1 protein-coding gene is annotated in these 1,098 nt (G+C 64.8%); it reads right to left on the reverse strand.

Features of this window, described 5'->3' with window-relative positions; translation table 11 throughout:
* Positions 1-254: 254 nt before the first annotated feature.
* A complete protein-coding gene (locus MJ783_RS23815) occupies positions 255-866 on the reverse strand; it encodes a PIN domain-containing protein (RefSeq protein WP_370651775.1) in 612 nt (203 codons plus the stop codon).
* Between the last annotated feature and the right edge of the window lie 232 nt (positions 867-1,098).

Here is a 1,098-nt window from a genome sequence, read left to right on the forward strand (position 1 = left end):
GACACAACGTGATGAACCGCCTGACCTGCAGAAACAGGTTGGTTCTCACGTCTTGGACGTTTCCGCGCCCGTCGAAGCAGCAGGTCGGCGGGCCGGGCAGCTGGTTCGAGTCTCCTTTGGCTCCGCAGCAGTCGACTCCTGTCGGTAGTCGTTCAACGACGTAGCGGGCTGAGTGAGGCTGCGGATGGAGGGCTCCCGTGTCTGGGGTGGCATGCTCCAGCGCACGTCGCCATAGCTTGATGAACGCGGACTTCTCAAACGGTTCCGTAGGCACGGTGTTCCGAGTGAGGGTCAGACAGGGGTTCCGAGGCGCCTACCGTTTCATCCGGCTTGCCTGGCGGACTGTGATGGCTCACTGGGAATGGCGCTCTGTGCGTCGCTGGCCCACGGAGGTTCAGCAGCCTCCGATGAGGCGATTCATCGGATCGGCGGTTGTCGAAGCCCCGGCTCGGCGCAGGGCCGTGATCGTCGACCTGTCGGTGGCCGCCGGTCAGGGACGCGACGGCCGTTCGGTGAGCGGCGAGCATCTGTGGCTCGTACTCCGCCACGAGCCGGCAGAGCAGTTCGTCGGGGGTGAGCACCTCGATGCCGGCGACCGCCGCAGTATCGGCCGGGAAGTCCTTGACGTTCCACGTGCAGAGCACAGTTGCCTGCGCGGCGACGGCCGCGGCCAGGACATGCCGGTCGTCTTCGTCTGGTAGCCACACGCCGGCGAGTGCGCGAAAGTCTTCCTCGGCGGGCTCGACCTCGGCGAAGGGGAACGCGCGGTTCAATGCTGTCACCAAACGCTGGGCAGCCGCATTGGAGAGCCTCAACCTTGGACGGGACCGTGAGTCTGGTTGATCCTGTCGGGGTGCTTCTGGCATCGCGGGAATCACGCGTTCGTGTTTCCCGCTGAGCTCAACCAGCCACCCAGGTTCCACATGCTCATCGCGGACCGCTGGAAGCCCACAGGGGGGCGAGACCTTCCACGGCAGCGAGTCGAAGTCGGCGCTGGTCAACTGGTTCCGCGTCAGATACCGAGCGTCGCGACGTTGCCGAACGGCTGTCTCGTATACACATCTCCGAGCCCACGAGACCTCTCTACACTCGTATGCC

Origin of the sequence: Protofrankia sp. Cj3 (assembly GCF_917627355.1) — a bacterium.
Lineage (GTDB): Bacteria > Actinomycetota > Actinomycetes > Frankiales > Frankiaceae > Protofrankia.